Origin of the sequence: Roseovarius salis (genome assembly GCF_044472985.1) — a bacterium.
Lineage (GTDB): Bacteria > Pseudomonadota > Alphaproteobacteria > Rhodobacterales > Rhodobacteraceae > Roseovarius > Roseovarius salis.
On the sequence record NZ_JBISDG010000004.1, the window covers coordinates 45,746 to 71,277 of the forward strand.

Genomic DNA, 25,532 nt, shown 5'->3' on the forward strand with positions numbered 1-25,532 from the left:
TCGACAAATCGCGCCCCGTCATCCAAGTCTAGACCATGAAACAGCTGATGCGCACCAACGACCCGGCCTCGATCGCCTTTGCCAAGGCGCTGCTTCAGGGCGAGGGTATAGACTGCTTTGAAATGGACGTAAATATGAGCGTCCTCGAAGGCTCCATCGGCATTCTGCCGCGCCGTATCATGGTGGCCGACCATGACTACGACAGGGCGGTGAGAACGCTGACCGACAACGGGATCGAGGTGTATGACTCCTCGTGATGCGCAAGGTACGGGCCTGACGCGGAACGCGTTTCTCGGCGGGCGCTTGCAGATCCTTCAACCCGAACGGGGGTACCGCGCGGGGATGGACCCGGTATTGCTGGCGGCAGGCGTGCCGGCGAAACCCGGCCAGACGGTGCTGGAGCTGGGATGCGGGGTCGGGGTGGCGGCGCTGTGCCTTGGGTGCCGGGTCGCCGGCGTGTCGCTCACTGGGCTGGAACTCCAACCGATCTATGCTGACCTCGCGCGGCGAAACGCGGCCGAGAACGAAATCGCGCTTGAGGTGGTGACCGGTGACCTCGCGCAAATGCCCGCATCGCTGCGCGCGCGTCGGTTCGACCATGTCATCGCGAACCCGCCCTACTTCGACCGCAACGCGGGCAGCCGTGCCGCCGACCCAGGCCGCGAGACCGCCATGGGAGAGGCGACGCCGCTCTCGCTGTGGGTTGAGCAAGCGGCGCGGCGCTGCCGCCCGGGCGGCTTTGTCACGATGATCCAGCGCTCTGAACGACTGCCGGAGCTCTTGTCGGCGGCGAACCTGCATCTCGGCAGCCTTGAAGTGCTGCCGTTGATTCCCAGGGCGGGCCGCGCGGCGCGCATGGTGATCCTGCGCGCACGCAAGGGGGGGCGCGCCGCCTTTCGCCTGCATCCCGGCTGGATACTCCACGCGGGCCAGGCGCATGATGGCGACCGGGAATCCTACACGCCGTCAACGGCTTGCATCCTGCGTCACGGTGGTGCCCTGCCGTTTCCCGGCTGAGAGGTGATGAATTTTAAATGCATTATTCCGCGCATGCCGCGTTCGCGGCGTGACAGAATTGTAAAACTGTGGTGCACTTCATAGGTGGGATTGAGCAAACAGCGATAGAGAGGAGACGGCCCATGAGCTTGAGCGCGCATCTCGAGGAACTGAAAAAGAAACATCAGACCCTCTCTGATCGAGTTGAGGAGGCACAGCGCTCACCTGGCGCCTCGGATTTCGAGATTGCTGACCTCAAAAAGCAGAAACTGCGCATCAAGGAAGAGATCGAGCGGCTGTCGGTCAATGGCTGAATGCCTTTGACGGGCTGACCCGGCACAGGGCAGCCCGATGAGAGGGGGCCAGGGCGCCCTTGCGACTGGCCCCGCCAAGAGACGGGGCGTCATGCCCTTGCCGCGACCGGGAAATGGCGTGGCACCGCCGAAAGGATGTAGCCGGGCGTCGATTGTCGCGGCGGCGTAGCGGGAACGCGCCGTTGCAGGCGCGCTCCCGGGCCGTGCCCGTGATCAAACGAAGAATTGACCGCCATTGGCCGAGATCGTCGAGCCATTTATAAATTGGGAATCATCCGAGGCGAGGAAGGTCACGCAGCGGGCGATTTCCTCTGGTTCCCCCAGACGGCCCGCCGGGATCATGCTGATGATTGCCTCGCGCACCTTTTCGGGCACGGCCATCACCATTTCGGTGGCGATGTAACCCGGGCAAACCGCGTTCGCGGTGATTCCCTTCGATGCACCTTCCTGCGCGAGGCTCTTGATGATGCCGAGATCGCCCGCCTTGGTTGCGGCATAGTTCACCTGAGCGAACTGCCCCTTTTGTCCATTGATCGACGAGATCACGATGACCCGTCCGAACCCCCGTTCGCGCATGCCCGGCCAGACCGGGTGAATGGTGTTGAAAACACCGGTCAGGTTGGTTTCGATCACTTCGTTCCACTGGTCGGGCGTCATCTTGTGGAATGGCGCATCGCGCGTGATGCCCGCATTGGCAACGACCACGTCGATCGGCCCGAGCTCTTCCTCGACCCGCTCGATACCTGCCTTGGACTCGTCGTAATCGCCAACGTTCCACTTGTAGGTCTTGATACCGGTTTCCTCGGTGAATTTCGCGGCTTTCTCGTCGTTTCCGGCATAGGTTGCGGCAACGTTGTAACCTTCGGCTTTCAGCGCCTTGGAAATCGCTTCACCAATGCCGCGTGTGCCGCCGGTGACAAGTGCTGTTCGTGCCATGATCTTCCTCCAGTTTGATCGAATTAGCTGATAACTCTGTTATATATTTGGCGCGGCGCGCGCAATATTCTTGCCCAAACCTTTCGTCCGGGCACAAGGGGTTTCTGAGACCGTGGAATACGGGCAAAGAAAAAGGGCGCCGGCCGGCGCCCTTTCCATCCGTGGCGCGGTCAGCCGCGCTCGACGCACATGGCCACGCCCATGCCGCCCCCGATGCAAAGCGTGGCGAGCCCCTTCTTGGCGCCGCGCCGCTTCATCTCGAACAAAAGGGTATTGAGCACCCGTGCGCCGGAGGCCCCGATCGGATGGCCGATGGCGATGGCGCCCCCGTTGACGTTCACGATATCGGGGTTCCAGCCCATGTCCTTGTTCACCGCGCAGGCCTGCGCGGCGAACGCTTCGTTCGCCTCGACGAGGTCGAGATCCTCGACGCTCCAGCCTGCCTTTTGAAGCGCCTTGCGGCTGGCGTTGATCGGCCCGACGCCCATGATCGACGGGTCCAGCCCGGCCGTGGCATAAGAGGCGATCCGCGCCATGGGCTCGATCCCCCGCTTCTCGGCTTCGTCCGCGCTCATCAACAGCACGCCGGCCGCCCCGTCATTGATTCCCGACGCGTTCGCCGCGGTCACAGAGCCATCCTGGGTAAAGGCCGGACGCAGTTTCTGCATGCCCTCTATGGTGGCGCCGTGGCGAATGTATTCGTCCTTGTCGACAACGATATCCCCCTTGCGCGTCTTGACGGTGAACGGCACCACCTCGTCGTCGAACTTTCCGGCCTTCTGCGCGGCCTCGGCCTTGTTCTGGCTGGCCACGGCGAACTCGTCCTGCTGATCGCGGCTGATCTGCCACTTCTGCGCGACGTTTTCCGCAGTCTGACCCATGTGGTAGCCGTTGAAGGCATCCCAAAGACCGTCACGGATCATCGTGTCGATGTACTTCATGTCGCCCATCTTGTGGCCCGCGCGCAAATGCGCGGCGTGCGGCGCGAGGGACATGTTTTCCTGCCCGCCGGCCGCCACGATCTCCGCATCGCCAAGCTGGATGTGCTGGGCCCCGAGCGCGACCGCGCGCAGCCCCGAGCCGCACACCTGATTGATGCCCCAGGCGGCGCTCTCGATCGGGAGGCCGGCGTTCACGTGCGCCTGACGCGCCGGGTTCTGGCCCTGCGCCGCCGTCAGCACCTGTCCCAGGATCGTTTCGGACACTTCCGCCTTGTCGATTCCCGCCCGCTCGACCACTGCCTCAAGCACAGTCTTGCCGAGGTCGTGGGCCGGCGTATTGGCGAACGCGCCGTTGAACGCGCCTACGGGCGTCCGCGCTGCGGATGCGATTACAACATTGGTCATTTGTTCCTCCACCAGGTTACCATGGCCGAGGAGCGCCCGGTTGTCACACCAGATGCGGGCCCCAGGTTCCCCCGCCGTTGCCGCCGTCTTACCGCAGTTGCCGCGCTGCGGCAACGGTCGGCGTGTCGTTCAGGCACTTGCACGGCTGCACGCATCGGCGTCCCATGGCGGGTAAACGGTCGGCGCTCCGAAGAAATACCCCTGGAGGCAATCCACGCCGACCTGCTGAAGAAAACGGGCGTCCTCGGCCGTTTCGACATTCTCGGCCACGCAGACCATGTCGAACTGCTCGGCGATGGAGATCATCGCGTTCGTCAGAACCTGGTTGTCGGGATCGCGGGCCACCCCGCGGATGAACTGCCCGTCGATCTTGAGGATATCGAAATAGAACTGCTTGAGGTACCGGAACGAGGTGTAGCCGGATCCGAAATCATCGAGGGCGAAGCTGATCCCCTGTTTCTGGAGCGCCCCCATGAAGTCGGTCACGAGTTCGGGCACCAGTATCGCCGAGCCCTCCGTTATCTCGAGAATCAGCCGTTCGGCCAACGTGGGGTCCTGCTGCAGGCCGCGGTGCAGTATGCGGTTCCATTTGGAATATCCGATCGAGCGGGCCGACATGTTCAGGGCAAGCCGCAGATCGGGATAGTCGCGCATCGCTTTCAGCCCTTGTTGAAGCGCTATGCAATCGATCATCCGTCCGGTCTCGGTGGCTTCGATCTGGTGGATGAAATCCCGTGCCGGGATCACGCGCCGCGTGTCGTCCATCACCCTGACCAGCCCCTCGTAAAAGGCGGGGCGCCCCGGGTTTCCGGCTGGCACGACCGCCTGATAGGCGAGCAGCACCCGGTGCTGGCGCACGGCCTCGTCCACCATCTGCAGCGCCGCCTTGTCGCGCTGATGGACGGCGAAATTCAGCGGGCTGTCATGCCCCGGCGGCACATCGGCCCATTTCCTGAGGTCGCGCCCCATCTGCATTCTCCATGTCCAGACCGGTTCACAGGCTGGGGCGAAGCCGCTAATGAAGGTTTAAGGATAAAATTCGACGAAAACCTTGCGCGGCGCTGCGAACCCCGGGGGACGGATGGGCGAAAGATGCGGCTGGGTCGGGACCGATCCGATTTATCAGGCCTATCATGACACGGAATGGGGCGTGCCGGAACATGACAGCCGCGCGCTGTGGGAAAAGCTGGTCCTCGATGGCTTCCAGGCCGGGCTGAGCTGGCTTACCATACTGAAAAAGCGCGAGAACTTCCGGTCCGCGTTCCAAGGGTTCGACCCGGACGCAATCGCCTCGTGGGGCACCTGCGAAATCGAGCGCCTGATGGCCGATCCCGGCATCATCCGGCATCGCGGCAAGATCGAGGCGACGATCGGCAACGCGCGGGCGTGGCAGGCGATCGAGGCGGAGCAGGGGTTCGACAGGTACCTGTGGGGGTATGTCGGCGGCCGACCGATCCAGAACCGCTGGAAGAACCTGGCAGAGGTGCCCACGGAGACGGAAATTTCCCGCACAATTTCAAAGGATTTGAAGAAAAGAGGCTTCAAATTCTGCGGCCCGACAATCGTCTATGCCTTCATGCAGGCCGTGGGGATGGTCAACGACCACCTTGTCACCTGCCCTTGCCACGAGGCCGTCCGCCGTCTGGGCTAAGACCCGCGCCCCTTACGCGCGACATGGCCCACCCCGGGCATCGCGCGCAGGGCGCGGCGCCGCCAACGAAACGTTTTGGAATCGGCCGGCATGTCCTATATGGAGGCGCATCCGACAACAGGACCGTGCGAACCATGACCGACACCGCCCCGATCACCCATGACGTGAGGACGATACCCCGGAAACGGCCGGAGGGGCCCGTCAACATCGTGGGGCTGACGCGCGAGGGGCTGCGCGCGGCGCTGGTCGCGGCCGGCACCCCCGAGAAGCAGGCCAAGATGCGCGTCAGCCAGATCTGGCAATGGGTCTACTGGTGGGGCGTGCGCGACTTCGCCGCGATGACGAACCTGTCCAAGGCCTATCGCGCCATGCTGGCAGAGAATTTCGTCATCGAGATCCCCCAAATGGTCAGCCGGCAGGTCAGCGCCGACGGCACGCGCAAGTACCTCGCGCGCATCGCCGGGGGGCACGAGGTCGAAGTGGTCTACATCCCCGAGGCCGACCGGGGAACACTGTGCATCTCGAGCCAGGTGGGCTGCACGCTGACCTGTTCGTTCTGCCATACCGGCACGCAGAAGCTGGTGCGCAACCTGACCGCCGGCGAGATCATCGGCCAGGTGATGATGGCGCGCGACGACCTGGACGAATGGCCGCGACGCGGCGAGGGCACGGGCGAGCGGCCACGGCTTCTGTCCAACATCGTGCTGATGGGCATGGGAGAGCCGCTCTACAATTTCGACAATGTCCGCGACGCGATGAAGATCGCCATGGACGGTGAGGGAATTTCGCTGTCGCGCCGCCGGATCACGCTGTCGACCAGTGGCGTGGTGCCCGAGATCGCCAAGACCGCCGAGGAAATCGGTTGCATGCTGGCCGTCAGCTTTCACGCCACCACCGACGAGGTGCGCGACAAGCTGGTGCCGATCAACAGGAAGTGGAACATCGCCACGTTGCTGGACGCCCTGCGCGAGTATCCGCGCCTGAGCAACTCCGAGCGCATCACCTTCGAATACGTGATGCTCAAGGACGTGAACGACAGCGACGAGGATGCCAAACGGCTGATCCAGCTGATCAAGGGCATTCCGGCCAAGATCAATCTCATCCCGTTCAACGAATGGCCCGGCGCCCCGCACCAGCGGTCCGACTGGGAACGGATCGAGCGGTTTGCCGACATCGTCCACAAGGCGGGCTATGCCAGCCCCATCCGCACGCCGCGCGGCGAGGACATCATGGCCGCCTGCGGGCAGCTGAAGTCCGAGACGGAGCGCGGCCGCAAGTCGCGGCGAGAGATCGAGGCCGAGGCCCGGACGTGACCGGCGGCGCCGCGGCGCCTGAGGATGCCTTCGCGCCGCTGCCCCTGCCGCTCGCGGCGGACGGCAAGCCGCGGCGCACCGGCGTGGAAATCGAACTGGGCGGACTGGACGAGGCAGCTTGCGCCCGGCTGTGCGCGCAGCATCTGGGCGGCACGGCCCGGCAGGTGGACGACGCGAATTGGCAGGTGGATGATACGCCTCTGGGCACGCTGAAAGTGTACCTGGACACCGCGCTGCGCCATGCGGAAAAATCGGCGCTGCGCGATGCCGCCCTCACGCTGGGACGCGAGGTCATTCCCGTCGAGATCGTGACGGAACCGCTGGACCGCGAGGGGCTGCTGCGGCTGGACCGTCTGCGCGCGGAATTGCGCGAAGCGGGGGCGGTCGGCAGCGGCGGGGGGCTGTTCTTCGGCTTCGGCGTGCATCTCAACATACAGGTGGCGTCAGAGGACGCGGCCGGCGTCGTGCCGCCACTGCTGGCGTATGCCCTGACCGAGGACTGGCTGCGCGACGCCAACCCGATCGACCAAACGCGGCGGGTTCTGCCGTTTACCGCGCCCTACCCGACCCGCCTGGTGCATCGGCTCATCGGGCTGGGCGTCACGGCGGACCTGCGCCACGTGATGGACGCCTATCTGGAGGAAGCGCCATCACGCAATTTCGGCCTCGACATGCTGCCGGTCTTTGCGCATCTCGAGCCCGAGCGCATCGGCCCCGCGATCACCGAGAGCACGTCACCACGCCCCGCCTTCCACTTCCGGCTGCCGGACTGCCGCATCGAGGATCCGGGCTGGTCGCTGGACCATGAATGGCGGCGATGGCGGACGGTCGAGCGCGTGGCCGCGGACCCCGACACGCTGACCGCGCTGGCGCAGGGCTGGGAAGGTGCGCATGCGGGCCTGACGCTGTCGCGCGCGTTCTGGGCCGAGCAGTGCGGGGCACTGCTGCGGCGGCGTGGCCTTTGGGACGCGGGGGACGGCCCGGCATGACCCGGCCCGTCATCGCGGTCACGGTCTCGCGGCGTTCGGGCTGGCGGATTTTCCCCCTCGTGGCATTCAACGTTTGCCTTGCGGGCGGGCGGGCCGTGCGCTGGACCTGGGGTCGGGATGTCGACATCGGCGCGGTCGACGGTGTCATCATCGGGGGCGGCGATGACATCTCGCCCGACCTTTACGGTGGCCATATCGTCGCCTCCGCCCGGCTTGACCCGGAGCGTGACGCGATGGAACGCCACATCGTCGAGGCGGCCTTCGAGGCGGGCAAGCCCGTTCTGGGCATATGCCGGGGCAGCCAGATGCTGAACGTCGCGCTCGGCGGCACGCTGCATCAGGACGCCTACGAAGTATATCGCGAAAGCCGCCGCCACCGCACGATCCTGCCGCGCAAGGACGTGCGGGTGCAACCGGGCACCCGGTTGGCGGCCATCACCGGAGAGGACCCCATGCGCGTCAACGCGCTGCATTCCCAGTCGGTCGATACTCTGGGGCGCGGGCTGCGGGTGGCGGCATACGATCCGGGCGGCATGATCCAGGCGATCGAGCGGGTCCGCGACCCCTTTGCCATCGGCGTGCAGTGGCACCCCGAGCACCTGTTCTACGCCCGCCGCCAGCGGCGGCTGTTCGCGGCCCTCGTGGTGGCCGCGACCGCCGGGCACGAGCATGCGCCACAACTTTCCCACGTGGACGACGCGATGTAGCGCCGCGCGCGATGCCGTGACGCGATGTTTCCCCCACCCTGCCCGATTCCGGCACGATTGTCGCCACAACTGCGGGGTATGCACGATCTTATTGGATAACTGTATTGAGGCAGGAAACGATGCAACACACCAATATCAGCCAAGTCCGTGATCTCGTGATGCGCGAACGCGCAATGGCCGTCTCCGACCGGGAATGGAAGCACCGGCTGCGGGGCTACGGCTATACAATCCGCGACACCAGCGAAGGCCGTGTCGTGACCTCCCTCGTCAGGGGCGGCGACATCTGCACGCTCGGCAGCTCGGCCGCATGACCCGCGCCGCCCGTCGGGGCAGCGCAGCGCGCGGCGCGGGTCAGTTCGCCTCCAGCTGAGCGGCGGGCACGTCGCGGATTTTCTTCCACTTCGAATCCGCCATATCGATATGGCCGGACACGTCGCTCAGCCAGCGGCCCTGCGCGTCTTCGTGGATGTTGAGATAGAGCGTGCCATCGACCACCCGGAACAATTCCGGGTTCACGTCGAGCTTCAGCCCCATCGCCGTGCCCATGGCGCAGTGGCCGCCATAGGCCGGCACGTATTGCGACGGGTTGGACTCGAACATCTCGCGGTGCTCTGCCGAGTTGAACCGGTACGTCGCGCCGTCATGCACGGTGGTGATCGTCCTGTCGCCCTCGATGGCCGTATCCTGCGTGAAGTAGGCCACCGGGTCATAGCCGTGCAGCATCACGCCGTCGGCGTCGGTGTTCAGCCGCACCTTGTCCGACTCCGCCAGCGTCGGCAGCGGGGCCGCGGCCAGCAGGCCGGCGGCGGCAAGCGTCAGTGCGCCACGTCTGGTGAACTCTGTCATGGGTCGCATCCTTTTCTGCTTTGAGACTGCGGAAAGCGTCGCGCCGGGCGGCACGTTTCGCAAATCACAACGGCTCGCCCCGCATCACGACGGCCTGACCGCCGCGTGACGGGGCCGCGAAACCCGTTTGATATTCCGTGGCGGGCCCCTACAGATTGACGTCAGGCAACAGGAGGCGGGAATGACCAGCACGATGATCGGCGTGATCGGGGGATCGGGGGTTTACGATATCGACGGTCTGGAGGATGCGCGCTGGACGGTGGTGGACACGCCGTGGGGCGCGCCCTCGGACTCGGTTCTGACCGGCAGCTTCGGCGATGTGGCCATGGCGTTCCTGCCGCGGCACGGGCGGGGGCATGCCCATTCACCATCCTCCATCCCCTATCGCGCCAACATCGATGCCCTGAAACAGCTGGGAGTGACGGACGTGGTTTCACTCTCGGCCTGCGGATCGTTCCGGGAGGAGCTCCGCCCCGGCGACTTCGTGATCGTTGACCAGTTCATCGACCGCACCTTCGCCCGCGACAAGAGCTTTTTCGGCCAGGGCTGCGTGGGGCATGTCAGCCTCGCGCATCCGGTCTGCCCCCGGCTCGGCGATGCCTGCGGCACGGCGGCACGCGCGGCGGGAATCACGGTGCATCGCGGCGGTACCTACCTTGCCATGGAGGGGCCGCAATTCTCGACGCTGGCGGAGTCGCGACTGTACCGCGAGTCCTGGGGCGCCGACGTGATCGGCATGACCAACATGCCAGAGGCCAAGCTCGCCCGCGAGGCGGAGCTGTGCTATGCATCCGTCGCGATGGTCACGGACTACGACAGCTGGCACCCCCATCACGGCGAGGTCGACATCGCCCAGATCGTCGCCACGCTGAAGGGAAACGCGGACAAAGGCCGCGCGACGGTGCAGGGCCTCGCGTCGCGGCTGGAGCAACGGCGCGCGCCCTGTCCGCACGGCTGTGACCGGGCGCTGGAGTTCGCCCTGCTCACCGCGCCGGAGGCCCGCGATCCGGAGCTGGTGGAAAAGCTGCGCACGGTGGCGGGCCGGGTTCTCTAGCGATTCGCCCGTGCCACGGGCTGCGCGGGCCATGGCGTATCCGCCGGCGCCCCGGCGACAATGCCATTGCTGCCGCGTCTTCGCGGTGCACACGCCCTCAGCCGTGCGTCTTGACGAAGTCCCGGATGAAACGGCGGATTTCGCGCGCCGCCGTGGTGTCCATCTCCTTGCAAAGGGAGATGAATTCATCCCGCTCGCCCTTGTCGAGCCGCAGGATGAGCTGGCTGTCCTTCTTGCCGGGCTTCTTCTTGTCGTCCTTCTTTGCCACTTCACCCCCGGCCGCCGGTCCTGATTGCACCCCGTCTCGATGCTGGATGTATATACATTCCATGCATTGCCCGGGTCAACCGATCCGCCACGGCATACCGCGGCGGCCATGCAACGCGCAGCCGGCCGCTCCGGCGGATTGCAAGGCGGATCAAAGGCATTCATCTTGCATTGAAAGGTCACATGCGCATAAGGATCGGCATGCAGATCTACCTTCCTATCGCCGAGGTGTCGGTCAACGCCTTCCTTCTGCTGGGGCTAGGCGGGTTGGTGGGCATCCTTTCGGGAATGTTCGGGGTTGGCGGTGGCTTCCTCATGACGCCGCTTCTGTTCTTCATCGGCATTCCCCCCGCCGTGGCCGTGGCGACCGAGGCCAACCAGATCGTCGCATCATCCTTTTCCGGGGTTCTGGCCCATCTGCGGCGAAAGACCGTGGATCTCCGAATGGGCACAGTCCTGTTGGTGGGCGGGCTGGTCGGCGCCGCCCTCGGCGTGCTGTTGTTCAACTACCTGAAATCGCTCGGCCAGGTCGATCTGCTGGTGCGGCTCTGCTACGTCGTGTTCCTCGGCGTGATCGGCGGGATGATGTTCTTCGAGAGCCTGCGCGCCATCCGAAAGTCGCGCAGCGGCGGCGGCGCGCCCGTGCGCAAGCGGCACACATGGGTGCAGAAGCTGCCGATGAAGATGCGCTTTCGGACCTCCGGCCTCTACATCAGCGTGATTCCCCCCCTGCTCGTGGGCGTGGCGGTCGGCGTTCTGGCCGCGATCATGGGGGTGGGCGGCGGTTTCATCATGGTTCCGGCGATGATCTATATCCTCGGCATGCCGACCAAGGTCGTCGTGGGTACATCTCTTTTCCAGATCATCTTCGTCACCGCTTTCACCACGCTGCTGCATGCGACGACGAACTACACCGTCGACGTGGCACTGGCGGTCCTGCTGCTGGTGGGCGGCGTGATCGGCGCGCAGATCGGCACCACCATCGGCACGCGGATGAAGGCCGAACAGCTGCGTATCCTGCTGGCGATGATGGTCCTGGTCGTCTGCGGCAAGCTGGCGCTCGACCTGCTGCTGAAACCGGCCGAGCTCTATTCCCTCGGGCCGGCGGGGGGGCACTAGGCGATGATGCTGCGGTTGTGCCTGGCCCTGTTGCTCATCGCCCTGCCCGCCCGGGCGGAGGAAGTGGTGCTGGGTCTCAGCCAGGACGAGGTGGCGATCACCGCGACCTTCGACGGCTCGCACATACTCATCTTCGGCGCCGTCAAACGCGACAAACCGATACCTGAGGGCCCGCCCCTGGAGGTGGTTGTCGCGGTATCCGGCCCGTCCAAACCCGTCACCGTGCGCCGCAAGGAACAGGTGTTCGGAATCTGGGTGAACACCGACAGCGTGATGGTGGACGCGGCGCCGAGCTTCTACGCCGTGGCGACGAGCGGCCCGTTCGGCGAGGTGCTGACAAATGTCGAGGATCTCCGCCACCGGGTATCGATCGAGCGGGCGATCCGGTCGGTCGGTGCGGCGATGGATATCGGCGGGGCGCAGGATTTCGCGGACGCGGTCGTGCGCATCCGCGAGCGATCGGGTCTTTACAAGACGCTGGAAAATGCGGTCGCGGTGGACGAACAGACTCTTTTCCGCACGGCCATCGACATGCCGGCCAACCTGACCGAGGGCGAGTACTCGACGCGGATATTCCTGACGCGCGCCGGGCAGGTGATCTCGGTCTACGAGACCAGTATCGACGTTCGCAAGGTTGGGCTGGAGCGCTGGCTCTATACACTGTCGCGTGAACAGCCACTGCTTTACGGTCTGATGTCTCTGGCCATCGCCATCGCCGCGGGCTGGGGCGCCTCGGCTGCCTTTCGGGCGCTGCGGCAGGCGTGAGGGGACCGGCCGGGGCGGTGGCTTGATTTTCGCCTGGGCTGTCCCCACCTCGTCACGCATATCCGTGCACCGGCCTTTCCGCGCGGCAGGCGCCAGGCGTGCCGCCTTTCCCGGATGACGCCCCGAACAAGACGTGCTACCTGACCCCCATGAGCCACATGCCCTCGAAGGACGAGATCCTCAAATGGATCTCGGACAACCCGACCCTCACTTCCAAGCGCGACATCGCCAAGGCCTTCGGCATAAAGGGCGCGGCGCGGATCGATCTCAAGCGCATCCTCAAGGAGCTGGAGGAGGAGGGACACCTTGAGAAGCGCAAGAAAACCTATCGCGATCCCGACAAGCTCCCGCCGGTGACGGTCTTGCAGGTCTCCGGCCAGACGCGCGACGGCGACCTGCTGGCACGACCGCTGGAATGGCACGGTGAGGGCGTGGAACCCGTCGTGCTGGTAAATGAACGTGCCTCGGACCCCGCGCTCGGCGAAGGCGACCGCATCCTTGCACGACTGCAGGAGGTCAAGGGCGAGGATCACCATTACGAGGCCCGCCTGATCCGCCGGATCGGCGCCAATCCCCGCAAGATCCTCGGCATTTACCGCAAGCGCGCGGAAGGCGGGCGCATCGTGCCCATCGACAAGGGTGACGGCAAGGAGTGGAGCGTCCCCGACGACGCCACGGGCGGCGCCCGCGACGGCGAACTCGTCGAGGCCGAGCAGTCAGGCCCCAAGGGCCGGATGGGCCTGCCGCGCGCCCGGGTGGTGGACCGGCTGGGCGACCCGAGTGCGCCAAAGGCCGTCTCGCTCATCGCGATACATCAGCATGGAATTCCGGATGATTTTCCCGACGATGTGATCGAGGAGGCCGACCGGATGAAGCCGGCGGGCCTGAGCGGGCGCGAGGATCTGCGCGACCTGCCGCTGGTGACCATCGACCCGGCCGATGCGCGCGACCATGACGACGCTGTATGGGCGCACGCCGACGACGACTCCCGCAACGAGGGCGGGCACGTGCTGTGGGTCGCGATCGCGGATGTCGCGCATTACGTCACCCCCGGCTCGGCGCTGGACGGCGAGGCGCGCAGGCGCGGCAATTCCAGCTATTTCCCCGACCGCGTCGTGCCGATGCTGCCCGACCGCCTGTCAGGCGACCTGTGCAGCCTGCACGAGGGCGTGCCGCGGGCCTGCATCGCCGTGCGCATGCAGATCGATGCGCACGGGCAGAAGATCGGCCACCGCTTTACCCGCGGGCTGATGCGCTCGGCCGCCTCGCTGACCTACCGCGAGGTTCAGGCGGCGATGGACGGCGCGCCCAACGAGACCTGCGGCCCGCTGATGGAGGACGTCATCCGGCCGCTCTATGCCGCGCACGGGGCGCTCCAGGCGGCACGAGAGCGGCGCCAGCCGCTCGACCTCGACCTGCCGGAGCGCAAGGTGGAGCTGTCGGAAGAGGGCAAGGTGCTGTCTGTCAACTTCGCCGACAGGCTGGAGGCGCACAAGCTGATCGAAGAGTTCATGATCCTCGCCAACGTGGCAGCCGCGGAGACGCTGACGGCGAAGAAATCGCCCCTGCTCTTCCGCGTGCACGAGGAGCCTCCGCCCGAGAAGCTGGATACCCTCCGCGACGTGGCCGAGGCCGCGGGGCTGGTGCTGGCCAAGGGGCAGGTGCTGAAAACGTCGCATCTCAACCAGCTTCTCAAGGCCGCAGAGCAGACCGACCACGCCGACATCATCAACATGTCGACGCTCAGGGCGATGACGCAGGCCTATTACGCGCCGTCGAATTACGGGCATTTCGGGCTGGCACTGCAGGCCTATGCGCATTTCACGTCGCCCATCCGGCGTTACGCGGACCTCGTGGTGCACCGCGCGCTGATCTCCGCCCATGGCTGGGACGGGGACGGGCTAAGCCAGGGCGACATCGACCGGCTGCAAGGCACTGCCGAGCACATCAGCGAGACCGAGCGCCGCTCGATGGTGGCCGAGCGGGATACGAACGACCGTTACCTTGCCGCCTACCTGTCGGAACGGGTCGGCGAGGAATTCACAGGTCGGGTCAGTGGCGTGGCGCGTTTCGGTGTCTTCGTGCGGCTGGACGAGACGGGCGCCGACGGGCTGATCCCCGTGCGCGCCCTGGGGCGCGAGTTCTTCCACTTCGACCGGGAGAACGGGACACTGATGGGCGCCGACACGGGGCTGACCATCGGGCTGGGCCAGCGTGTCACAGTGCGGCTGGCCGAGGCCGCGCCGGTGACGGGGGGGCTCGCGCTCGAACTGGTCAGCATCGAGGGCAAGAACCCGCCCAAGGGGCCGGCCAAGGCCCGTGGGAAACCCCCGCGGCGCAAGGAATCCCGCGGGCGGAAAAAGGCCGACGCCAAGGCGCGCAAGGTCAAGCGCAGCCGCCGCTGACCCACCTCATGCGGCGGCCAACAGCAGCCATGCGAGATAGCCGGCATAGACAACCAGCAGCGCGGCCCCCTCGCGCCGGCCGATGCGCCGGCCCGTCCACGCGAAGAGCAGCAGCACCGCCGTCGCCGCCAGCATGACCCAGATGTCTGCCCCGGCGATCCGCGCGGGCACCTCCAGCGGATGCAGCAGGGCGGTCACGCCGAGGATCCCGAGTATGTTGAATATGTTGCTGCCCACCACGTTGCCGAAGGCCACGTCGCCATGTCCCCTTCGCGCAGCGATCACCGAGGTGGCCAGCTCGGGCATCGAGGTGCCAATGGCGACGATGGTCAGCCCGATGACGGATTCGCTGAGCCCAAGGTGTCCGGCCATCGAGATGGCGCCGTTCACGAGGAACCGCGCCCCCAGTAGGATCAGGCCGAGCCCGGCGAGGAGAACGAAGGCCGACCGCCCGGCGGGAGCGGCCCGCACCGCAACCGTCTCGGCCCCGTGCGTATACATCTCGGCGGCCGGCGTTCCCCGGCGCCGCTCCGCCGCGATCGTCGCGGCCAGGTAAACCGCGAGGGCCGCCAAGAGCGCCGCACCGACCGGCCGCTCGATCCCGCCGCCAAGCACGGCGACAAGACAGGCCAGCGTCGCCCCCGCCATCACGACCCCGTCGCGGCGCAGCATGCCGGGCGCAACCGCGACCGGCGTCAGTAACGCGGCGGCCCCGACGATCAGGAGGATATTGCCGATGTTGCTGCCCACGACGTTGCCCAGCGCGATACCCGCAGACCCGGCGAAGGCGGCCTGCACGCTGGTCAGCAGTTCGGGCGACGAGGTGCCGAAGCCCACCAGTGTCAGCCCGATGACGACCGGCGACACGCCCATCCCCCGCGCCAGCGCCACCGCGCCGCGCACCAGCATCTCGCCCCCGGCGATCAGCCCGGCCAGTCCGGCCACAACGAAGAGATAATCCAGATACATGTTCCCGGCCCCGCGGGTTTGCACAGCGTCTCGTCACGCCCGGTAAATGTGTCGCCCGCACCCACCGATCAAGACGGGAAAGACGGGTAGACGGCCGCGGCCGTGCGGTCGATCCACGCCACCAAATTGGCATCGCCGCGCACCATCTCGCGCAGGCCCGTCTCGCATGGCAGATCGCGGATCATGTCGAGGACCGGCACGATCGCCGCATCCGCGGTGCCCGGCCCGTCGCCGAAAAGATACGGCTTTTCCCCCAGCGTCGCGCGCACGGCATCGAGGTCTCGGCCCATCCGTCCGAGCCTGGCGGACTCGCTGAACAAGGCAGTGCCCTGCAGCTCCAGCATGCGGCGGATTTGCCTGCGCGCATGCGCCGCGACCGGCCCGCGGACCGGCGCCGGCAACGCGCCGAAGAACGCCTTGCGTGTCGCGGGCCAGCAATCCGCCCGCAACCAGCGGTCATGCGCGAGCCCATGGCGCAAGCCTTCCTCCGCCATCGTGACAAGGGCATGGGCGTGCGCCGTCTCGGCGCGATCGAGTCCGGCGTCGAACCCGGCGCCGCGGGTCTGCAGCCAGGCCTGGATCGCGTCGCTATCGGGAATCAGGGCCTCGCTCGTCCGAAGAACCGGCAGCCTGCCACACGGCATCTTCGAAGGATCCGAGACGTAGGAGGGCACCCAGACCTGCCCGGACATCTCCAGCAGGCACATCGCCTTGAGGCAGAAGGGGCTGAGACTGGGAAACCGGCCGTGGCCGGGGAAGGTCAACAGTGTCAGCATGACGCGTCTCCACGGGCCGGCGGGCAAACGCGCCCCGACCCGGGAGGTAAATGCGCCACCAAGCCGCCGCGTCAAGCCGGACACCCCCCTTTCCCTGCCCGGCGGGTTGGGGCCGACCATGGCTGGGTGGGCAGGATACGCTTCCACGGGGCGTGCTTTGGCGATAGGATGGCGCAAACCCCGCAAAGATGGGACACAGGCGATGAGCAGGACATTCTTCGTGGCGGCGATTGTATCGATCGCGGTGGCAGGCCCGGCAACGGCGTCCCCCGTTGACACCTCCCTCCGGCCGAAGGTGCGGCCGGGAGCGATGGATGCGGCAAAGACGGCCGCGGCCGACGTGACGACCCGCAATGCCGTTTTCCGCAGCCTGCGCCCGATCGCGCGACCGGGCGATCTGGACACGCAGGCCACGGCGGTCGCATCGGCCGCGCCGCCGGCCTTTCGCCGGTGGATCCAGGGGTTCCGCAATCGCGCACTCTCCCGGGGCATCAGCGCGCAGGTCTTCGATGCGGCCTTTCGCGACGTCCGCTACGACCGCGAGGCAATCTCGCGCGACCGGAACCAGGCGGAATTCAAGAGCGCGATCTGGGATTATCTCGACAACGCCGCCTCGCCGCCTCGGGTGGCCGAGGGCAAGCGCGTCCTGCGCAAGTACCGGCGCACGCTCGACCGGATCGAACGGACCTACGGCGTGGACAAGGAGGTGGTGGTCGCCGTCTGGGGATTGGAGAGCCGCTATGGCACCCGCATGGGCGAACACGGCATGATCGATGCGCTGGCCACGCTGGCGCATGACGGGCGGCGCGGCCGTTTCTTCGAGAAGCAACTCGTCGCGGCGCTGAAGATCCTGCAATCGGGCGACGTGTCGGTGCGCGACTTCAAGGGATCGTGGGCGGGGGCCATGGGCCATACCCAGTTCATCCCGACCTCCTACCTTGCCTATGCGGTGGATTTCACCGGTGACGGCAAGCGCGACATCTGGTCTGACGATCCCTCGGACGCGCTGGCATCGACCGCGGCCTATCTGGACCGTTTCGGCTGGCGCAAGGGCCAGCCATGGGGCGTGGAGGTGCGCTTGCCGCGCGGGTTCAGCACGAACCAGGCAAGCCGGGGCATCAAGCGGATGCCGTCGCAGTGGGCGCGGATGGGCGTGACGGACATGGACGGGCGGCCGGTGCCGGATCACGGGCGTGCCTCGATCCTGCTGCCCGCGGGGCGGGACGGCGCGGCCTTCATGATCTTCGACAACTTTGCCGTGCTGGAACGCTACAACAACGCGGACGCCTACGTGATCGGGGTGGGGCACCTGTCCGACCGCATCAAGGGCGGGCCGCCGATCCGCACGGCGTGGCCGCGCGGGTACGAGCCGCTGACCTTCGACGAGAAGAAGGAAATGCAGCGGCGGCTGCGGCGCAAGGGATACGACCTGAAGAAGATCGACGGGCTGATCGGCCCCAACACAGTGGCGGCGATCCGGTCCTTTCAGCGGTCAGAGGGGCTGGAGGCCGACGGCTACCCCTCGAAGGCCGTCCTGGCGCGCCTGCGCGGCGGCTGACCGGGCGGGTCCGCTCCCGGCGGCGCGCGGACGATGCCCGGCCTCGCTCCGACGGCATCCCGGAGCAACCCCTTGCCCCTGCATCGGCTTTGGCGCCGAAGGCCACGGCTCCACGTGCCCAGCCCGGAGCAGCCGTTCTTTCAGTTAACTCCCAGCGACCGCTCCCAGCCCAAAACGAGCGCGGTACGAAACAGACTGGTTGGTCAAAGCGTACATTGGAGGAAAGCCAGTCAGGTGACCGATGTTCTGGACTGTCGCCCTCAATCGCCTCGTGGCTCGTGCCTTGAACCGATACTCCACCGTCCCACTCAGCACGACCTCTGCCCGATATTCGCCAAGAGTCGTCTGGGCGACGCATGGCAAGACTAATGCCGACGCCGCAACCACGAGTCAGGTCCCGGCTGGAATTAATCGCAGGAGCCGCGGGATCCGTCGGCGCATGTCCTGCCGTCGGTCCAAGTCGCTCCGCTCAGGTCCGCATCGATCAGGTCCACGTTGGTCATGTCTGCACTGGTTAGGTCTGCGCCCGACAGTTTCGCTCCGGTCAGGTTCGAGCCTCTCACCTGCGCGCCTCTCAGATCCGCGTTGGTCAGGTCCGCGCCCGACAGGTCCGCATCGCTAATCCTCGCATAGAGCAGGACCGCCCCGCTCAGGTCCGCGTTGGTCAGATCCGCGCCTCTCAGACCCTCGCCAGACTTGTCACAGTCGCTCCAGTCAATGTTCGGGGCTGCTTGGTCCGAGCAGGCGGCCATAGCGTCTGGTGCCATGGTCATCAGGAGGGCTAGGGAAACAGCGGCAAGCCGCGGGATATAGGCCAAGGTGGGTCGGATTGTCATGGTACTTTTCTAGTTCTCAAAAAATGTTTTTCTTAAAAATTTCCTCTAGTGTGAGACCCCACGATAGCATGAAATCAGGCGAACCCATAGGGTTTGTGTGGGGGGGCGGGGGGGCGTCCCTTGAAAGGTAGACGCAGACGCACCCGTTCGCCACAAGACCTTTGCCCGATCCTTCTCCAGCGGTCGCCGGGAAGGCGTGCCGCTAGGCGCACGCCGCTCTGGCGCGCGCTGTCAAGACACTAGGAAGAGGCTTGCAAATTCGCCTGACTTTCGCGGAGCTGCAATTGGTATGATGTGCAGCAAACGCCCGCTCTCCCGCGCTTTCAGCCGGTGGAACCGCATGGGCGCACCCCGGAACACGCATCGTATCCCCGGCGCACCGCACAAGCAAAGGGCCGCGGGGATTGTGCCCGCGGCCCTTTTCATTGTCGCTGCGCCCTTGGCTAGCGCGCCGCGCCGAGCGCCGCCAGCCCCTTGAGCACGTCGATGGCATAGGCCAGCTGGTAATCGTCTTCGCGCAGCTTGGCGGCCTCCTCGGCGCGCTTGCGGTCCTCCTCGATCTGGCGGATCTCGTCCTCGGTCAGGCTGTCGTTGTCCAACCGTCCCCGCAGGTCGGCCTCGGACCGCGCGCGCGGGCGGGTCGTCTCGTCCTCTGCCTCTTCGTCGGCGGCGGTGCGGCGCGGCTGCGGCACGACGATGTCCGGCGAGATCCCGAGCGCCTGGATGGACCGGCCGGACGGCGTGTAATAGCGCGACGTCGTCAGGCGCATGGCACCGTCGCCGCGCAGCGGCATGACCGTCTGCACCGACCCCTTGCCGAAGCTCTTGGTGCCCACCACGATGGCACGGCGGTGGTCCTGCAGCGCGCCCGCGACGATTTCCGAGGCGCTGGCCGAACCTCCGTTGATCAGCACGACCATCGGCATACCGTCGGTCAGGTCGCCCTCGGTGGCGTTGAACCTCTCGCCATCCTCGGGGTTGCGGCCGCGGGTGCTGACGATTTCGCCCTGGTTCAGGAAGGCGTCGGAAACCTTGATCGCCTGCGTGAGAAGCCCGCCGGGGTTGTTGCGAAGATCCAGAACGATGCCCGACACCTTGTCGGCGCCGCCGGCTGCCTCGACCTGCTCCTTCAGCCCCTCCTCGAGGTTCTTGTAAGTCTGGTCGTTGAAGGTCGTGACCCGAAGGACCACCGCCTCGCGCTCCGTGCGGGCGCGCACGGCCTTGATCTGGATGGTGTCGCGGATGATCGACACGTCGAAGGGCTCGGGCTCGCTCTCGCGCACCACGGTGATCACGATCTCCGAGCCGACCGGCCCGCGCATCAGATCCACCGCCTCATCAAGCGTCAGGCCCAGAACGCTTTCGCCGTCGACATGGGTTATGAAATCACCGGCCTCGACCCCGGCGTTGTCCGCCGGCGTGCCATCGATGGGCGAGACGACCTTGACGAACCCCTCTTCCTGCGTGACCTCGATACCCAGACCGCCGAACTCTCCGCGCGTCTGCACGCGCATGTCGGCGGCGTCATCGGGCGAAAGATAGCTGGAATGCGGATCGAGCGATGTCAGCATGCCGTTGATGGCAGCCTCGATCAGCTCGGCTTCGTCCACCTCCTCGACGTATTGCGAGCGGATCCGCTCGAAGATGTCGCCGAACAGGTCGAGCTGTTCATAGACGTTCGTCGTCTTTTCGGCTTCCTGGGCAAGCAGGGGCGCGGCGATCTGCGTCGTCACCACCGCACCGGCCAGGACACCGGCGGCTGCGGCCATCAGAAATCTCTTCATGCGCATAATCATCCTTCGTCTGTCTTGAACCACGCTTCTGGATCAACCGGGGTGTTGTCCTGCCGCAGTTCGATATAGAGCGTTTCCGTCTGCCGGGCACCCGCGCCGCTGCCCGTCGTGGTCAAAAGGCCGTCCTCCCCGGTCTCGGGGCCGCCCATAAGCCCGACCGGACTGCCGCCCGGCAGCACCTCTCCTGTCTGACCATAGACCACATCAAGCCCCGCCATCACAAGCAGAATGCCCGCCTGAGGCTCCAGAATGATCACGTTTCCGTAGTCGAGCAAGGGGCCGCGGTAGCGCACCGTCGCGGGGGCTGGCGTGGTGACGAGTGCGTGCGGCCGGGTGGCCACCACGATACCGGGCCGCGAAATGCCGGCCGCGTCGGCCTCTCCCGCGCGGCGCAGGATCGTGCCCTTCACGGGCATGGGCAGCTCGCCCTTGCGCTCGCTGATCCCGGGCAGGCTTCCCGGTGCCTCGTCGACCGCAATGTCGGTCAGCCCGCTGGCGAATCCCTCTAGCGTGTCGGTGGACGCCACGAGCAGAGCGGTCTGCACCGGGTCCTCGATGAAGCGCCGCGGCAAGTCCTCACGGTCCGCGATCGCCTGGCTGAGCGCTGCACGGGCCTGCTGGGTCTTTTCCAGCCCCTCGCGCAGCTTGCCCGCCGCGCTGTCCTGAAGGGCGCGCACGACGCTGACCTCCTCGAGCTGCCCGCGCAATTCCTCGGCGCGGGCATCGAGCGCGGGCGCGACCTCGGCCAGCACCATCCCGGAACGCGCCGTGCCCAGCGGGCCGCCGGGATGCAGCAGCCGCACCGGCGCGGGCGCGGTGCCGATGCCCTGAAGAACGCCAAGCAGCCGGGATATCTCTTCCTCGCGGGAGGCCAGTTCGCGCGTGAGCACCTCTTCGCGTATGGCGGCGCGGCGCAGCCCCTCTCGCATGGCCTCCAGCCCGTCCTCGTAGGCCCGGATCGCCTCTGTCAGCGCGCGCACGCGGTTGCGCGCATCCTCGGCGGCCTCGAGCAGGGCGCCGGCCTTGGACAAACGCTGTGCCGCAGCGCGCGCGGCCTCGCCGGGATCGGGCGCCTCCTGCGCCGGCGCGGCACCGACGGCCAGCAACAGCGATATGACCGCCGCCAGGCGCCTCATGCCAGAAGGCTGCTCCCTGTCATCTCGTCCGGCTTGGGCAGCCCCATGAGCGCCAGCACGGTCGGCGCCAGATCGGCCAGCCGGCCGGACCGCAAGGCCGCGTTTTCCGGCCCGCCGTAGAGGATCACCGGCACGGGGTTCGTGGTGTGCGCGGTGTGGGGCTTGCCCGTGCCGGGGTCGATCATGGTTTCGCAATTGCCGTGGTCCGCCGTGACGATCATCGCGCCGCCGGCCGCCTCGAGCGCCGCCACGACGCGGCCCAACCCGCGGTCCACCGCCTCGCAGGCGGCGATGGCGGCGGCCAGATCACCGGTGTGACCCACCATGTCGGGGTTGGCGTAGTTCACCACGATCAGGTCGTAGCCATGCTGGATGGCCTGCACGAAATGGTCCGTCACCTCGTCGGCAGACATCTCGGGCTTGAGGTCGTAGGTCGCCACGTCGGGCGAGGCGGCCATGTACCGCTCCTCGCCGTCCTCGGGGGCCTCCTTGCCGCCGTTCAGGAAAAAGGTGACATGCGGATACTTCTCGGTCTCGGCGCTATGGAACTGGGTTCGCCCCTGCCGGGCCACCCATTCGCTCAGCGTGTTGACGGGGCGTTCATCGGGAAAGATGCAGTCCATGTAGGTCGCGTGGCGGCGCGAGTACTCGGTGAACCCGCTCACGATGGCAAAGCGGGGCCGCCGCCCGGCGTCGAACTTGTCGAAATCTGGATCGGCGAAGGCCGCGAGGATTTCGCGGGCGCGGTCTGCCCGGAAATTCAGGCACAGAATACCGTCGCCGTCCTGCATGCCGGTATATTCCCCCAGCACGCGCGGCTTGATGAACTCGTCCGTGCGGCCCTTGCCGTAGGCGTCGGAAATGGCCTGCGCGGCGTTTTCGGCGGCATACCCCTCGCCAAGGGCCAGCGCCCTGTAGGCCAGCTCCACACGTTCCCAACGGTTGTCGCGGTCCATCGCGTAGTAACGTCCCGAAACCGTGGCGATGAAGGCCCCCTCGGGCAGCGCGCGGCGCAGCGCCTCCAGGTAGGATCGCGCCGATACGGGCGCAACGTCGCGCCCATCGGTAAAGGCATGGATCGCGACGGGAATGCCGTGCCCCGTCAGCGCCTCGGCCGCGGCGATCATGTGCGCGATATGCGAATGCACCCCGCCATCCGAGAGCACTCCGAGAAGATGCGCGGTGCCGCCCGTCTGCTTCAGCTTTTCGACGAACCGCAGCACCCCCGGCAGGGTTGCAAAGGCGCCGGTTTCGATGGCCTTGTCGATGCGGCGCAGGTCCATCTCGACCACGCGGCCGGCACCGATGTTCATGTGCCCGACCTCGGAGTTGCCCATCTGCCCGTCGGGCAAGCCCACATCCGTGCCATGCGTGACCAGGGTGGCGTGCGGGCATTCGGCCATGAGCCGGTCGAAATTCGGCGTGTCGGCGAGGATCGGGGCATTCGCCTCGGTCAGGTCCGACAGCCCCCAGCCGTCGAGGATACACAGAACTACGGGTTTGGGTGCGCGCATGATCTCTCCTGCATTGATGCCGCGGTTCTAACGCCTCGACCTTCGGCATGGAACCGTTTTGCGCGCGCCGTTGCGCAGTTCCGCGGGTCCCGTTTCGTCGCGGGCGGGATACCGCGGTGGTGCGGGCCGGTCACGTCACGCCCGCCGTTCACCGGGCGCGGTCATGCCCGGTGATAGGGGCTGCTGGCGAGGATGCTTGCAGCGCGGTAGAGCTGTTCGGCCAGCATGACCCGCACCAGCATGTGCGGCCACACCATCGGACCAAGCGATAGCCTGACATCCGCACGCTGCCGCAGCTCCGGGTCCAGCCCGTCGGCCCCGCCGATCACGAGGGCCGCGTCGGCCACCCCCTCGTCGCGCCATCGCGCCAGCATTGCGGCGAAGTCCGGCGACGTCATCACCTTGCCGCGCTCGTCGAGCGCCACGGTGGCGGCGCCGTCCGGTATGGCGCGGTCTATCAACGCCGCCTCGGCGGAAATTCCACCACCCTTCCGGTCATCTATTTCCTTGATCTGGGCTGGGCCCAGCCCGAGCTGGCGGCCCACCCGCCCGAAACGTGAAACGTAGTCGTCGACAAGGTCGCGCTCGGGGCCGGGACGGAGCCGGCCCACGGCACAGACATGAACGCGCATTCAGCTTTGGATCGAGGCGGCCTGCTGGCTGGGCAGCCACATCTTTTCCAGCTGGTAGAATTCGCGCACCTCGGGACGAAAGACATGCACGATGACATCGCCCGTATCGACGAGCACCCAGTCACCTGCCTCCTTGCCCTCGATCTTGGGCAAGATGCCCATCTCGGACTTCAACCGCTCCACCAGTTTTTCCGAGATCGCAGAAACCTGCCGGTTCGACCGCCCCGAGCAGATCACCATGTAATCCCCGATTGCGGTCTTGCCGCGCAGGTCGATCTGCACGACATCCTCGGCCTTGTCTTCTTCGAGTGAGGAAAGAACGCGCGCGAGCTGTGCCTCGCTGTTCGCGTCGATCACGGGCGCCATGTCGCGCGCCCCCTGTTCGGCGGCCATTGCCGCGTCAGCCGTGAAAGACAGGACATTGTCCTCCTTGATTGCACTTCACTCCGCCCGGATCGCGGGCATGGCCAGAAGGTAGCAAGCCCCCGGTGACATTTCAATGAAGGGGGGAACACAAACCAGGCGATGGCGCTTTTGCGCCACCGGGGCGGCATCGCGGCAGTCATGCCGCCGCAACTCCCCTCTGGACACGGCCGGCCAGTCGCTTAGGCTCGCCGCGCAAAGCGGAGAGTGCGATGACGACTGCCCTGATCACCCATGACGATTGCCTGCTGCATTTGACGCCGCCGGGGCATCCGGAACGCGTTGCGCGTCTCGAACACCTGCTGCCGGCGCTTGACGGCAAGGCGCTGACGCGTGTCGCCGCGCCCGAGGCCACGGACACGGCGCTACGTCTTGGCCACCCGCAAAGCTACATCGACCACATACGGGCGGAGGAACCCGACGAGGGGATAAAGCAGCTCGACGCCGACACGTTCATGTCGCCCGGCTCGTTCCGGGCGGCAGGGCGCGGGGTCGGCGGGGCAATCCACGCCGTTGACATGGTCATGGCTGGGGAGGCCCGCAACGCCTTCGTCGCCACGCGCCCGCCGGGACACCACGCCGAGACCGCGCGGCCGATGGGGTTCTGCCTGTTCGGCACGGTGGCCATAGCGGCCAGGCACGCGATGGAACGGCACGGGCTGACGCGCGTCGCGGTTGTCGATTTCGACGTGCATCACGGCAACGGCACGCAGGACCTTCTCTGGTCCGAGCAAAGATCGCTATTCGTCTCGTCGCACCAGATGCCGCTCTGGCCTGGCACGGGCGCCCCCGACGAAACCGGTGCGCATGACAACGTGCTCAACATCCCGCTTTCGCCCGGGACCGACGGCGCCGCGTTCCGGGCGGCGTATGAGCGGCAGGTCATGCCCGCGCTGGACGCCTTCGCGCCGGAACTCCTGCTGATCTCTGCCGGCTTCGACGCGCACAGGGATGATCCGCTGGCCAACCTGGAACTGGTGGACGCCGATTTTTCATGGGTGACGCGGGAACTCTGCACCATGGCGGCGCGGCACTGCGACGGGCGCGTCGTTTCCTGCCTCGAGGGGGGCTACGACCTTGGCGCGCTGGCCTCCAGCGGGGCGGCGCATGTCGACGAACTCATCCGCGCCGGGGGTTGACGGAACCGGAGGGCGCTCATCGCGACATGATCTGCCCCCCGATCGCGA

Annotated in this window: 27 protein-coding genes; 14 read left to right on the plus strand and 13 right to left on the minus strand. The window is 66.5% G+C overall.

All coding sequences use genetic code 11. The features are described from left to right. Window positions 1-35 precede the first annotated feature (35 nt). The 3 genes from ACH13J_RS02295 (at window position 36) to ACH13J_RS02305 (ending at window position 1,310) form a co-directional block, all read left to right on the plus strand. Window positions 36-257: a putative signal transducing protein gene (locus ACH13J_RS02295; RefSeq protein ID WP_397541689.1), complete on the plus strand. Its 222-nt coding sequence runs from the start codon at window positions 36-38 to the stop codon at window positions 255-257. Beyond that, window positions 244-1,017, plus strand: coding sequence for a methyltransferase (locus ACH13J_RS02300; protein WP_397541690.1), 774 nt, complete (start codon window positions 244-246; stop codon window positions 1,015-1,017). Before ACH13J_RS02295 ends, ACH13J_RS02300 begins: the two co-directional genes overlap by 14 nt. A 122-nt stretch (window positions 1,018-1,139) precedes the next feature. After that, window positions 1,140-1,310, plus strand: a complete 171-nt coding sequence (locus tag ACH13J_RS02305) for a YdcH family protein (RefSeq protein ID WP_397541691.1) — start codon at window positions 1,140-1,142, stop codon at window positions 1,308-1,310. A gap of 213 nt (window positions 1,311-1,523) precedes the next feature. Here ACH13J_RS02305 and phbB read toward each other — a convergent pair whose 3' ends face one another. The 3 genes from phbB to ACH13J_RS02320 all read right to left on the minus strand — a co-directional run bounded on the left by phbB (window position 1,524) and on the right by ACH13J_RS02320 (window position 4,561). Beyond that, the gene (phbB, locus tag ACH13J_RS02310) at window positions 1,524-2,246 is read right to left on the minus strand and encodes an acetoacetyl-CoA reductase (protein WP_397541692.1); all 723 of its coding nucleotides are present in this window, start codon (window positions 2,244-2,246) and stop codon (window positions 1,524-1,526) included. A gap of 170 nt (window positions 2,247-2,416) precedes the next feature. Next, complete coding sequence (locus ACH13J_RS02315; RefSeq protein WP_397541693.1) at window positions 2,417-3,592, minus strand: acetyl-CoA C-acyltransferase; 1,176 nt, start codon at window positions 3,590-3,592, stop codon at window positions 2,417-2,419. Between the two features lie 129 nt (window positions 3,593-3,721). Then, window positions 3,722-4,561, minus strand: coding sequence for an EAL domain-containing protein (locus ACH13J_RS02320; RefSeq protein ID WP_397541694.1), 840 nt, complete (start codon window positions 4,559-4,561; stop codon window positions 3,722-3,724). Window positions 4,562-4,673: 112 nt separating this feature from the next. Between ACH13J_RS02320 and ACH13J_RS02325 the strand changes: the two genes are divergently transcribed. The 5 genes from ACH13J_RS02325 to ACH13J_RS02345 all read left to right on the plus strand — a co-directional run bounded on the left by ACH13J_RS02325 (window position 4,674) and on the right by ACH13J_RS02345 (window position 8,563). Beyond that, window positions 4,674-5,243 carry a DNA-3-methyladenine glycosylase I gene (locus ACH13J_RS02325; RefSeq protein WP_397541695.1) on the plus strand — a complete coding sequence of 190 codons (570 nt, stop codon included), beginning with the start codon at window positions 4,674-4,676 and terminating at the stop codon, window positions 5,241-5,243. A 134-nt stretch (window positions 5,244-5,377) separates the two neighbouring features. Beyond that, window positions 5,378-6,556 carry a 23S rRNA (adenine(2503)-C(2))-methyltransferase RlmN gene (rlmN, locus tag ACH13J_RS02330; RefSeq protein WP_397541696.1) on the plus strand — a complete coding sequence of 393 codons (1,179 nt, stop codon included), beginning with the start codon at window positions 5,378-5,380 and terminating at the stop codon, window positions 6,554-6,556. Next, window positions 6,553-7,545 (plus strand): amidoligase family protein, encoded by a 993-nt coding sequence (locus tag ACH13J_RS02335; protein WP_397541697.1) that lies wholly within the window; start codon window positions 6,553-6,555, stop codon window positions 7,543-7,545. Before rlmN ends, ACH13J_RS02335 begins: the two co-directional genes overlap by 4 nt. Next, window positions 7,542-8,252 carry a gamma-glutamyl-gamma-aminobutyrate hydrolase family protein gene (locus tag ACH13J_RS02340; RefSeq protein ID WP_397541698.1) on the plus strand — a complete coding sequence of 237 codons (711 nt, stop codon included), beginning with the start codon at window positions 7,542-7,544 and terminating at the stop codon, window positions 8,250-8,252. The genes ACH13J_RS02335 and ACH13J_RS02340 overlap by 4 nt, the downstream gene beginning before the upstream one ends. Before the next feature lie 119 nt (window positions 8,253-8,371). Then, window positions 8,372-8,563: a hypothetical protein gene (locus tag ACH13J_RS02345; protein WP_397541699.1), complete on the plus strand. Its 192-nt coding sequence runs from the start codon at window positions 8,372-8,374 to the stop codon at window positions 8,561-8,563. Window positions 8,564-8,603: 40 nt separating this feature from the next. On the opposite strand, the gene ACH13J_RS02350 is transcribed toward ACH13J_RS02345, so the two are convergent. Beyond that, window positions 8,604-9,098, minus strand: coding sequence for a YHS domain-containing (seleno)protein (locus tag ACH13J_RS02350; RefSeq protein ID WP_397541700.1), 495 nt, complete (start codon window positions 9,096-9,098; stop codon window positions 8,604-8,606). 181 nt (window positions 9,099-9,279) lie between these two features. On the opposite strand from ACH13J_RS02350, the gene ACH13J_RS02355 reads away from it, so the two are divergent. Then, window positions 9,280-10,152, plus strand: a complete 873-nt coding sequence (locus ACH13J_RS02355) for an S-methyl-5'-thioadenosine phosphorylase (RefSeq protein WP_397541701.1) — start codon at window positions 9,280-9,282, stop codon at window positions 10,150-10,152. Window positions 10,153-10,249: 97 nt separating this feature from the next. Here ACH13J_RS02355 and ACH13J_RS02360 read toward each other — a convergent pair whose 3' ends face one another. Beyond that, the gene (locus ACH13J_RS02360; protein WP_397541702.1) at window positions 10,250-10,420 is read right to left on the minus strand and encodes a hypothetical protein; all 171 of its coding nucleotides are present in this window, start codon (window positions 10,418-10,420) and stop codon (window positions 10,250-10,252) included. A gap of 200 nt (window positions 10,421-10,620) precedes the next feature. Here ACH13J_RS02360 and ACH13J_RS02365 point away from each other — a divergent pair, with 200 nt between their 5' ends. The 3 genes from ACH13J_RS02365 (at window position 10,621) to rnr (ending at window position 14,708) form a co-directional block, all read left to right on the plus strand. Beyond that, window positions 10,621-11,538: a TSUP family transporter gene (locus ACH13J_RS02365; RefSeq protein ID WP_397541703.1), complete on the plus strand. Its 918-nt coding sequence runs from the start codon at window positions 10,621-10,623 to the stop codon at window positions 11,536-11,538. 6 nt (window positions 11,539-11,544) lie between these two features. Next, on the plus strand, window positions 11,545-12,303 hold the full coding sequence (locus ACH13J_RS02370) for a TIGR02186 family protein (RefSeq protein ID WP_397541777.1): 759 nt from the start codon (window positions 11,545-11,547) through the stop codon (window positions 12,301-12,303). Between the two features lie 149 nt (window positions 12,304-12,452). Beyond that, entirely contained in the window at window positions 12,453-14,708 is a 2,256-nt protein-coding gene (gene rnr, locus ACH13J_RS02375) for a ribonuclease R (RefSeq protein ID WP_397541778.1), read from the plus strand. Window positions 14,709-14,714: 6 nt separating this feature from the next. Here the strand turns inward: rnr and ACH13J_RS02380 are convergent, their stop codons facing one another. Together ACH13J_RS02380 and ACH13J_RS02385 are read right to left on the minus strand one after the other, a co-directional pair. Next, window positions 14,715-15,677: a calcium/sodium antiporter gene (locus tag ACH13J_RS02380; protein WP_397541704.1), complete on the minus strand. Its 963-nt coding sequence runs from the start codon at window positions 15,675-15,677 to the stop codon at window positions 14,715-14,717. Window positions 15,678-15,745: 68 nt separating this feature from the next. Then, window positions 15,746-16,453 carry a Tom37 metaxin N-terminal-like domain-containing protein gene (locus tag ACH13J_RS02385; RefSeq protein ID WP_397541705.1) on the minus strand — a complete coding sequence of 236 codons (708 nt, stop codon included), beginning with the start codon at window positions 16,451-16,453 and terminating at the stop codon, window positions 15,746-15,748. A 202-nt stretch (window positions 16,454-16,655) separates the two neighbouring features. Here ACH13J_RS02385 and ACH13J_RS02390 point away from each other — a divergent pair, with 202 nt between their 5' ends. Further along, the gene (locus tag ACH13J_RS02390; RefSeq protein WP_397541706.1) at window positions 16,656-18,011 is read left to right on the plus strand and encodes a lytic murein transglycosylase; all 1,356 of its coding nucleotides are present in this window, start codon (window positions 16,656-16,658) and stop codon (window positions 18,009-18,011) included. 407 nt (window positions 18,012-18,418) lie between these two features. On the opposite strand, the gene ACH13J_RS02395 is transcribed toward ACH13J_RS02390, so the two are convergent. From ACH13J_RS02395 to rsfS, 6 genes are all read right to left on the minus strand, one after another. After that, window positions 18,419-18,778, minus strand: coding sequence for a pentapeptide repeat-containing protein (locus ACH13J_RS02395; RefSeq protein WP_397541707.1), 360 nt, complete (start codon window positions 18,776-18,778; stop codon window positions 18,419-18,421). A gap of 512 nt (window positions 18,779-19,290) precedes the next feature. Continuing rightward, window positions 19,291-20,631, minus strand: a complete 1,341-nt coding sequence (locus ACH13J_RS02400) for a S41 family peptidase (protein WP_397541708.1) — start codon at window positions 20,629-20,631, stop codon at window positions 19,291-19,293. Window positions 20,632-20,639: 8 nt separating this feature from the next. Continuing rightward, a complete protein-coding gene (locus ACH13J_RS02405) occupies window positions 20,640-21,776 on the minus strand; it encodes a peptidoglycan DD-metalloendopeptidase family protein (protein WP_397541709.1) in 1,137 nt (378 codons plus the stop codon). Further along, on the minus strand, window positions 21,773-23,290 hold the full coding sequence (gene gpmI / locus ACH13J_RS02410; protein ID WP_397541710.1) for a 2,3-bisphosphoglycerate-independent phosphoglycerate mutase: 1,518 nt from the start codon (window positions 23,288-23,290) through the stop codon (window positions 21,773-21,775). The genes ACH13J_RS02405 and gpmI overlap by 4 nt, the downstream gene beginning before the upstream one ends. A gap of 161 nt (window positions 23,291-23,451) precedes the next feature. Next, window positions 23,452-23,922, minus strand: coding sequence for a 23S rRNA (pseudouridine(1915)-N(3))-methyltransferase RlmH (gene rlmH / locus ACH13J_RS02415; RefSeq protein ID WP_397541711.1), 471 nt, complete (start codon window positions 23,920-23,922; stop codon window positions 23,452-23,454). Then, entirely contained in the window at window positions 23,923-24,315 is a 393-nt protein-coding gene (gene rsfS / locus ACH13J_RS02420; RefSeq protein WP_397541712.1) for a ribosome silencing factor, read from the minus strand. A 242-nt stretch (window positions 24,316-24,557) separates the two neighbouring features. Here rsfS and ACH13J_RS02425 point away from each other — a divergent pair, with 242 nt between their 5' ends. Then, window positions 24,558-25,484 carry a histone deacetylase family protein gene (locus tag ACH13J_RS02425; protein WP_397541713.1) on the plus strand — a complete coding sequence of 309 codons (927 nt, stop codon included), beginning with the start codon at window positions 24,558-24,560 and terminating at the stop codon, window positions 25,482-25,484. The last annotated feature ends 48 nt before the right edge of the window (window positions 25,485-25,532 follow it).

Excerpts from the sequence above, each read along its gene's own strand:
- ACH13J_RS02385 (WP_397541705.1), bottom strand. The coding sequence starts at position 16,453 with ATGCTGACACTGTTGACCTTCCCCGGCCACGGCCGGTTTCCCAGTCTC.
- rsfS (WP_397541712.1), bottom strand. The coding sequence starts at position 24,315 with ATGGCCGCCGAACAGGGGGCGCGCGACATGGCGCCCGTGATCGACGCG.
- gpmI (WP_397541710.1), bottom strand. The coding sequence starts at position 23,290 with ATGCGCGCACCCAAACCCGTAGTTCTGTGTATCCTCGACGGCTGGGGG.
- ACH13J_RS02370 (WP_397541777.1), top strand. The coding sequence starts at position 11,545 with ATGCTGCGGTTGTGCCTGGCCCTGTTGCTCATCGCCCTGCCCGCCCGG.
- ACH13J_RS02365 (WP_397541703.1), top strand. The coding sequence starts at position 10,621 with ATGCAGATCTACCTTCCTATCGCCGAGGTGTCGGTCAACGCCTTCCTT.
- ACH13J_RS02295 (WP_397541689.1), top strand. The coding sequence starts at position 36 with ATGAAACAGCTGATGCGCACCAACGACCCGGCCTCGATCGCCTTTGCC.
- ACH13J_RS02355 (WP_397541701.1), top strand. The coding sequence starts at position 9,280 with ATGACCAGCACGATGATCGGCGTGATCGGGGGATCGGGGGTTTACGAT.
- ACH13J_RS02340 (WP_397541698.1), top strand. The coding sequence starts at position 7,542 with ATGACCCGGCCCGTCATCGCGGTCACGGTCTCGCGGCGTTCGGGCTGG.
- phbB (WP_397541692.1), bottom strand. The coding sequence starts at position 2,246 with ATGGCACGAACAGCACTTGTCACCGGCGGCACACGCGGCATTGGTGAA.
- ACH13J_RS02395 (WP_397541707.1), bottom strand. The coding sequence starts at position 18,778 with ATGGCACCAGACGCTATGGCCGCCTGCTCGGACCAAGCAGCCCCGAAC.
- ACH13J_RS02405 (WP_397541709.1), bottom strand. The coding sequence starts at position 21,776 with ATGAGGCGCCTGGCGGCGGTCATATCGCTGTTGCTGGCCGTCGGTGCC.
- ACH13J_RS02325 (WP_397541695.1), top strand. The coding sequence starts at position 4,674 with ATGGGCGAAAGATGCGGCTGGGTCGGGACCGATCCGATTTATCAGGCC.
- ACH13J_RS02400 (WP_397541708.1), bottom strand. The coding sequence starts at position 20,631 with ATGAAGAGATTTCTGATGGCCGCAGCCGCCGGTGTCCTGGCCGGTGCG.
- ACH13J_RS02305 (WP_397541691.1), top strand. The coding sequence starts at position 1,140 with ATGAGCTTGAGCGCGCATCTCGAGGAACTGAAAAAGAAACATCAGACC.
- ACH13J_RS02390 (WP_397541706.1), top strand. The coding sequence starts at position 16,656 with ATGAGCAGGACATTCTTCGTGGCGGCGATTGTATCGATCGCGGTGGCA.
- ACH13J_RS02350 (WP_397541700.1), bottom strand. The coding sequence starts at position 9,098 with ATGACAGAGTTCACCAGACGTGGCGCACTGACGCTTGCCGCCGCCGGC.
- rlmH (WP_397541711.1), bottom strand. The coding sequence starts at position 23,922 with ATGCGCGTTCATGTCTGTGCCGTGGGCCGGCTCCGTCCCGGCCCCGAG.
- ACH13J_RS02380 (WP_397541704.1), bottom strand. The coding sequence starts at position 15,677 with ATGTATCTGGATTATCTCTTCGTTGTGGCCGGACTGGCCGGGCTGATC.
- ACH13J_RS02345 (WP_397541699.1), top strand. The coding sequence starts at position 8,372 with ATGCAACACACCAATATCAGCCAAGTCCGTGATCTCGTGATGCGCGAA.
- ACH13J_RS02315 (WP_397541693.1), bottom strand. The coding sequence starts at position 3,592 with ATGACCAATGTTGTAATCGCATCCGCAGCGCGGACGCCCGTAGGCGCG.
- ACH13J_RS02320 (WP_397541694.1), bottom strand. The coding sequence starts at position 4,561 with ATGGGGCGCGACCTCAGGAAATGGGCCGATGTGCCGCCGGGGCATGAC.
- ACH13J_RS02300 (WP_397541690.1), top strand. The coding sequence starts at position 244 with ATGACTCCTCGTGATGCGCAAGGTACGGGCCTGACGCGGAACGCGTTT.
- rlmN (WP_397541696.1), top strand. The coding sequence starts at position 5,378 with ATGACCGACACCGCCCCGATCACCCATGACGTGAGGACGATACCCCGG.
- rnr (WP_397541778.1), top strand. The coding sequence starts at position 12,453 with ATGAGCCACATGCCCTCGAAGGACGAGATCCTCAAATGGATCTCGGAC.
- ACH13J_RS02425 (WP_397541713.1), top strand. The coding sequence starts at position 24,558 with ATGACGACTGCCCTGATCACCCATGACGATTGCCTGCTGCATTTGACG.